The 6,474-nt window shown below is 73.0% G+C and carries 5 protein-coding genes and 1 pseudogene; 2 read left to right on the top strand and 4 right to left on the bottom strand.

The features are described from left to right. Together ABZV78_RS16140 and ABZV78_RS16135 are read right to left on the bottom strand one after the other, a co-directional pair. Positions 1–346, bottom strand: a pseudogene (locus ABZV78_RS16140) (ATP-binding protein); the annotation flags it as partial. Positions 347–422: 76 nt separating this feature from the next. Beyond that, positions 423–1,595 (bottom strand): alanine--tRNA ligase-related protein, encoded by a 1,173-nt coding sequence (locus ABZV78_RS16135; protein ID WP_355639218.1) that lies wholly within the window; start codon positions 1,593–1,595, stop codon positions 423–425. 411 nt (positions 1,596–2,006) lie between these two features. Here ABZV78_RS16135 and ABZV78_RS16130 point away from each other — a divergent pair, with 411 nt between their 5' ends. Continuing rightward, entirely contained in the window at positions 2,007–2,690 is a 684-nt protein-coding gene (locus ABZV78_RS16130) for a triacylglycerol lipase (protein ID WP_355639217.1), read from the top strand. Between the two features lie 43 nt (positions 2,691–2,733). On the opposite strand, the gene ABZV78_RS16125 is transcribed toward ABZV78_RS16130, so the two are convergent. Both ABZV78_RS16125 and ABZV78_RS16120 read right to left on the bottom strand, forming a co-directional pair. After that, positions 2,734–3,876: an acyl-CoA desaturase gene (locus tag ABZV78_RS16125; protein WP_355639216.1), complete on the bottom strand. Its 1,143-nt coding sequence runs from the start codon at positions 3,874–3,876 to the stop codon at positions 2,734–2,736. Positions 3,877–3,892: 16 nt separating this feature from the next. Beyond that, complete coding sequence (locus tag ABZV78_RS16120; protein ID WP_355639214.1) at positions 3,893–4,984, bottom strand: ferredoxin reductase; 1,092 nt, start codon at positions 4,982–4,984, stop codon at positions 3,893–3,895. 83 nt (positions 4,985–5,067) lie between these two features. On the opposite strand from ABZV78_RS16120, the gene ABZV78_RS16115 reads away from it, so the two are divergent. After that, positions 5,068–6,306 (top strand): helix-turn-helix domain-containing protein, encoded by a 1,239-nt coding sequence (locus tag ABZV78_RS16115; RefSeq protein ID WP_355639212.1) that lies wholly within the window; start codon positions 5,068–5,070, stop codon positions 6,304–6,306. Positions 6,307–6,474 lie beyond the last annotated feature (168 nt).

Below are 6,474 nucleotides of genomic sequence, written 5' to 3'. Positions count from 1 at the left end.
CCCGCCCGACGGCGGCGGCCGGCCCGTCGCCGCCCTTCGCGGCGAGCCGCTGCGCGAGCAGCAGGCCGACCGGTCCGGCCAGGCCGAGGGCGAGCAGGCCGGCGCCGGGCAGCGCGGCGTCCGCCCGCAGGTAGGCCTCGAAGCGGTGCACCGGCCGCCCGTCCCGGCTGTCGGCGCGCACGGTGCAGCGGACCTCCCGCACCGGCGCGGGGAAGTCGCCGCCGGCCAGCAGCTCCACCGGCCCGCCCTGGGCTGCGGCCAGCAGCGCCGTGGCGTCGGTGACGGTCACCCGGGCGCCGAGCAGCGTCACCGTCTCCACGTCCGGCCGGACCTCGTACCCGGTCATGCGACCACATCCCTCGCTGCGGCGGTCTCCGCTGCCGAGTCTGACACCGGGGCACCGCGGCGGCCACCGGCGCGGGTCAGGCCGCCTCGGCGAGCAGGCCGTCGACCAGGTCCCGGGGCAGCCCGTGGGTGTCGTGCAGCCAGTGGTAGTCGCGCTCGGTCAGCGGCCCGCGCGCGCGTACCCGGTCGACCAGCGGCCGGCCCCGGTCCAGCAGGCCGCGGAACCGCCGCTCCTCGTCCAGCAGCTGCTCGCGCAGCGGACCGACCTCCGCCTCCTGCCGGAACCGGCGCAGCGTGTCGCGGTACGCGTCGAGCGGCAGGTCGGTCAGGCCGCGCGCCGGGTCGTCGCGCCACAGCACGGTGAGCGCCCGCCGGACCAGCCGGCGCAGCACGTAGCCGCGGCCGGTGTTGCCGGGGCGTACCCCGTCGCCGAGCACGACCACCGCGGAGCGCAGGTGGTCGGCGACCACCCGCAGGTCCTCGCCGCGCAGGTCCCACCGGTCGCGGACCGCGCCCACCCACGGGGTCAGGCCCGCGCCCTCGAAGACCGACCGGCCGCCGCGCAGCACCATCTCCAGGCGTTCCAGGCCCATCCCGGTGTCGATGCTGGACATCGGCAGCGGCGTCAGCCGGCCGTCGGGATGCCGGTGGTGGCGCATCTGGACGTGGTTCCAGACCTCCATCCAGCGCTCGTCGGTGCCCGGGGTGCCGACCGGCGGGCCGTCCCCGGTCCACACGAAGATCTCCGAGTCCGGCCCGCACGGGCCGGTCGGGCCGTTGGACCACCAGTTCTCCGCGCCGTTCGGCTCGACCGGCACGCCCAGCCCGGTCCAGGTGGCGAACGCGGTCTCGTCCGGACCGACCTGGTCGTCGCCGCCGAAGACGGTGGCGTGCAGCCGCCCCGGGTCGATGCCGAAGCCCTCGGTGAGCAGCTCGTAGCCCCAGCGCAGGCTGGTCGCGATGTCGTAGTCGCCGAGCGACCAGGAGCCGAGCATGTCGAAGACGGTCAGGTGGATCCGGTCACCGACCTCGTCCAGGTCGGTGGTGCGCAGGCAGCGCTGCACGTTGACCAGCCGCCGGCCGCCGGGGTGCGGGCTCCCCAGCAGGTACGGGGTGAGCGGGTGCATGCCGGAGGTGGTGAAGAGCACCGGATCACCGGGTGACGGGATCAGCGAACTCTCCGGCGCGTCCCGGTGGCCGCGGCGGTGGTAGTGGTCGACGAAGGTGCGGACGATCTGCTCGGGTGTCATGGCACGGGCCTTCCGGATGGGGACGACCGGACGGTCCGCCGCGCGGGCGGTGGCGTGACACGACGACGCCGGCGGACCGTTTCCGGTCGCCGGCGGTGAAAGGGCAGGTCAGGCGGCGGCAACCGGCGAGCGGGAAGCTCGCGCGGCCGCGGCGGTGGTGCTGCGCCTGAATTCCATGCGTATGACGGTAGCCGATCGGCGGGGTCACCGGCCACCGGATTACCCGGCTGTCACGCGGCCGGCGGGTCCGGTCAGCTCGATGAATCGACGTATTGACATGTGAAGGCAACCCGTCGGTAACATTCCGGCACCTCGGACGGCCCGGGCCACCCCCGTACCCGGGCCCGATCCCCCACCGAGGCGCCGAACAGGCACGTGGACGGCTCGTCACCTCCGGAAGGAACCGCCCCCGTGAAATCGCTCATGACCCGTGCCCTGCTGGCCCTCGCCGTCGCCGCGGCGACGCTGGTCGGGCTCCCCTCCCCGGCCCACGCGGCCACCTGGACGCCGTCGAGCAACCCGATCCTCTTCGTGCACGGCTGGAACAGCAGCGCGTCGACCTGGAACACGATGCTCGGCCGGTTCCGGGCCGACGGCTGGCCGTCGAGCCACCTGCGGGCCTTCTCGTACAACACCAGCCAGTCCAATGCCCTGACTGCTCAGGTGGTGGCCCAGGAGGTCGACAACCTGCTCGCCGCGACCGGGGCGACGAAGGTCGACATCGTCACCCACTCGATGGGGGCGCTCTCCTCGCGCTTCTATCTCAAGAACCTGGCCAGCAGCGGCAAGGTGGACCGCTGGGTCTCCCTCGGCGGCCCGAACCACGGCACCAGCTCGGCAAACACCTGCTCCAGCACCGCCTGCCTGGAGATGCGGGTCGGCTCGACCTTCCTCGCCGATCTCAACACCGGCGACGAGACGCCGGGCGCCTTCGGCTACGGCACCTGGCGCTCCCCGTGCGACGGCGTGATCAACCCGGTGGACAGCACCGTCCTGGCCGGCGCGACCAACACCCGCACCGCCTGCGTCTTCCACACCAGCCTGCAGAACGACGCCACCATCTACGGCCAGGTACGCGACTTCGTCAACTCGTGAGATCGAGCCCGCCGGCCCGGCATCGGGCCGGCGGTGCCACGGGTCAGGCCGTGCCGGAGGAGACGAGCGGGGCCGGGGCCACCGGCTGCCGGCGGTCGGAGCGCCGGTTCGGCAGCGAGAGCCGGATCACCTTCCACCAGGCGGAGGCGACCTGCTTGGGCAGCGGGCCGGTGGTGTACTTCAGCCCGTACCGGTCGAACAGCGCCCGGACCTGCGGGGCGATCTCCTGGTAGCGGTTGCTCGGCAGGTCGGGGAAGAGGTGGTGCTCGATCTGGTACGACAGGTTGCCGGTCATGATGTGCAGCAGCCGGCTGCCGCTGATGTTGGCCGAGCCGAGCATCTGCCGCAGGTACCACTCGCCGCGGGTCTCGCCCTCGATGGAGGTCTTCTCGAAGGTCTCCACGCCGTTCGGGAAGTGCCCGCACATGATCACCGAGTGGCTCCACAGGTTGCGGATCAGGTTCGCGGTGAACGTGGCGGCGAGCGTGGACAGGAACGACGGGCCGGACAGCAGCGGGTGCAGCACGTAGTCCTTCAGCACCTGGCGGCGGATCTTGCGGCCGACCGCCTTCGCCCGGGCCCGGAACGCCGGGTCCTTGTGCCGGCCGTTCTTCAGGTTGTCCCCCAGCTCCAGGTCGTACGCGGCGATGCCGTACTCGAAGAAGCAGGCGTTGACGAGGTTGTAGAACGGCTGCCCCAGGTGCATCGGGTGCCAGGGCTGGTCCTCGTCGACCCGCATGATGCCGTAGCCGAGGTCGTTGTCCTTGCCGAGCACGTTGGTGTAGCGGTGGTGCAGCTCGTTGTGGGAGTGCTTCCACTGGTCGGGCGGGGAGACGTGGTCCCAGTCCCAGGTGGTGGAGTGGATCTTCGGGTCGCGCATCCAGTCCCACTGCCCGTGCAGGACGTTGTGCCCGATCTCCATGTTGTCGAGGATCTTGGCGACCGCGAGGCCGGCCGTGCCGACGATCCAGGCCGGCGGGAACAGCGAGAAGAGCAGCACCGCGCGACTGCTGATCTCCAGGGTCCGTTGGGTCTTGATCACCTTGCGGATGTAGCGGGCGTCCCGCTCACCCCGGTCGGCGATCACCCGGTCCCGGATCGCGTCCAGCTCCTTGCCGATGATCTCGATGTCCTCGGCGCTGAGGTGGGCGATCTGGTTGTCCGCCTTCTTCTGGATCACGGTCACGTCGGAGGGCCTCCTGTCAGAGTTCGATGTCGCAGGTACCGGCGGCCGCCGACACGCAGGTCTGGACGAGCACGCCGTCCCCGGGGACGGCGGTGGTGACGTCGCCGTTGCGCAGGTCGCGCACCGCGCCCTCGCGCAGCGGGACGACGCAGCCGAAGCAGATGCCCATCCGGCAGCCGGACGGCATCAGCACCCCGGCCTGCTCGCCGGCGTCGAGGATCGGGGTGGCCCCGTCGGCCTCGACGGTCACACCGGCCCCGGTGAACGTCACGGTGCCGCCCTCCCCCGGCGAGATCACGGTGGGCCGGAACCGCTCGGTGTGCAGCCGGTCGGCGAGCCCGTGCGACTCCCAGTACCCCTCAACGGCGTCGAGCATGCCGATCGGCCCGCAGGCCCAGGTCTGCCGGTCGAGATGGTCGGGCACCAGGCCGGCCAGCTCGTCGACGCCCAGCAGGCCGTCGGTGTCGGTGTGCCGCTCGACCAGCCGCAGCGCGCCGGCTTCGGCGAGCGCCCGCAGCTCCGCGCCGAAGATGACGTCGTCGCGGGCCGGCGCCGAGTGCACCACCACCACGTCGGCCCGGTCGGGCAGGCCCGCGCGGAGCATCCCCATGACCGGGGTGATGCCGCTGCCGGCGGTGAGGAAGAGGACCCGTCCGGGGGTCGCCTCGGGCACCACGAAGTCGCCCTGTGCCTGGTCGAGCTGGACGATCGTGCCGGGCCGGACCCGGCGGACCAGGTGGTTGCTGACCTTGCCGTCCGGGATGGCCTTCACGGTGACGGTGATCCGGCCGTCCGCGGCGCCCGGCACCGAGGTGACCGAGTACGCCCGCCACTGGCGCACCCCGTCGACGTCCACGCCGAGGCGCACGTACTGTCCCGGCAGGTGCCCCTGCCAGCCGCGGCCCGGCTGGATGACCACGGTCGCGGCGTCCCGGGTCTCCGGGCGGACGGCGAGGATCCGGCCGCGCAGCGGGGCGCCGGCGCGCAGCGGCGCCACGAGGTCGAGGTAGTCGCCGGGCAGCAGCGGGGTGGTGACCGCGCCGGCCAGCCGCAGCAGTCTGTCCCGGAAGGTCACCTTCTGGGAGCGGCGGGGGGCAGTTGTGGTCATATCACCAGGGTGACTGCGTGATCGCATAACATCTTGACCGGCAAAGGTGAAACAGCCGTAGGTTTTTGTTCGGGGAGAACAAGATGTCGGACGAGTCCGGGAACAACTATCGCGCCGCCCATCTCGAACTCGACGAGCGCGTGTCGGCCCGGCTGCGCGACCGGCTGCCCGTGGTGGCCGAGCGGACGGTCAGCGCGATCACCGCCGAGGTCCCCGACTACTCCGGCGCCCTCACCGGGACCATGCGGCAGAAGATCGAGAACGCCGTACGCATCGCGCTCGGCACGTTCCTCCAGCTCATCGAGGGGGCGCAGCTGACCGACCCGAGCACGCCGCTGGCCCCGGCCCTGGAGGCCGCGTACGCGCTGGGCAGCGGCGAGGCCCGCTCCGGGCGGAGCATGGACGCGCTGCTGGCCGCGTACCGGGTGGGGGCGCGGGTGGCCTGGCGGGAGGTCTCGGCCACCACGGTGCGCAGCGGGCTGGCCGCCGAGACCGTGGCCGAGTTCGCCGAGCTGATGTTCGCGTACATCGACGAGCTCTCCGCGGCCAGCGTGGCCGGGCACGCCGACGAGCTGGCCAGCGTCGGCCGGGCCCGCCGCCGCAACACGGAACGCCTCACCCGGCAACTGCTCGCCGGGGAGCCCGAGGAGACCCTGCGGCGCAGCGCCGAACGGGCCGACTGGCCGCTGCCGCAGACGCTCACCGTCGTCCTCCTGCCCCGCCGCAACCTACGCGCGGTGCTCGCCCTACTCGGCCCGCACACCCTGGAGAGCGGCGAGGACCTGCCCGGCATGGACCCCGCCGAGGAACTGGCGGTCCTGCTGGTGCCGGACACCCACGGCGCCCGGCGGCGCCAGCTCACCCGGCTGCTGCACGGGCACCGGGCGGTGCTCGGGCCGGCCCGGCCGTGGCACCGGGTCGCCGCCTCCTACCAGCGGGCCACCCGGGCGCTCGCCCTCGGGCTCGGCGAACCCGACGCCGGGCCGGTCGACACCGAACACCACCTGGCCGAGCTGCTGCTCAGCATGGACCCGGAGGCGCTGGCCGACCTGCGCGCCCAGGCCCTCGCACCGCTCGCCGAGCTGCCGCCGGCCACCGCGCACCGGCTCGCCGAGACGCTGCGCTCCTGGCTGCTGCACCAGGGCCGCCGCGACGACGTGGCGGCCGATCTGTTCGTCCACCCGCAGACCGTCCGCTACCGGATGGGCAAGCTCCGCGAGCTGTACGGCGACCGGCTCCACGAACCGGCCACGGTCCTCGCCCTCACCATCGCCCTGGCCGTCCCACCCACCCCGCCGGAGGCGGAGTCACCAGCTGGGTGAGGTCGGCGGCGAACCGGACCAGCTCCTCCCCCGCCTCCAGCTCGAACACCGACCGCGCCGACCACCCGGTCCCGTCGCCGTCGTGGCCGGTCCGGCGTAACGTGCCGTGGGTCGCGTATCGACCGGCTGCTGGTGATCGGGTCCCGCAGGCCCGTGCCATGTCCGCAA

Source organism: Micromonospora sp. NPDC004540 (genome assembly GCF_040610095.1).
GTDB lineage: Bacteria > Actinomycetota > Actinomycetes > Mycobacteriales > Micromonosporaceae > Micromonospora.
The sequence above is the reverse complement of the archived record's forward strand: the minus strand, read 5'-3'. Positions and strand labels throughout refer to the sequence as shown.

Coding starts and splice junctions, on each gene's coding strand:
- ABZV78_RS16135 (WP_355639218.1), bottom strand. CDS start 1,595: ATGACACCCGAGCAGATCGTCCGCACCTTCGTCGACCACTACCACCGC.
- ABZV78_RS16120 (WP_355639214.1), bottom strand. CDS start 4,984: ATGACCACAACTGCCCCCCGCCGCTCCCAGAAGGTGACCTTCCGGGAC.
- ABZV78_RS16115 (WP_355639212.1), top strand. CDS start 5,068: ATGTCGGACGAGTCCGGGAACAACTATCGCGCCGCCCATCTCGAACTC.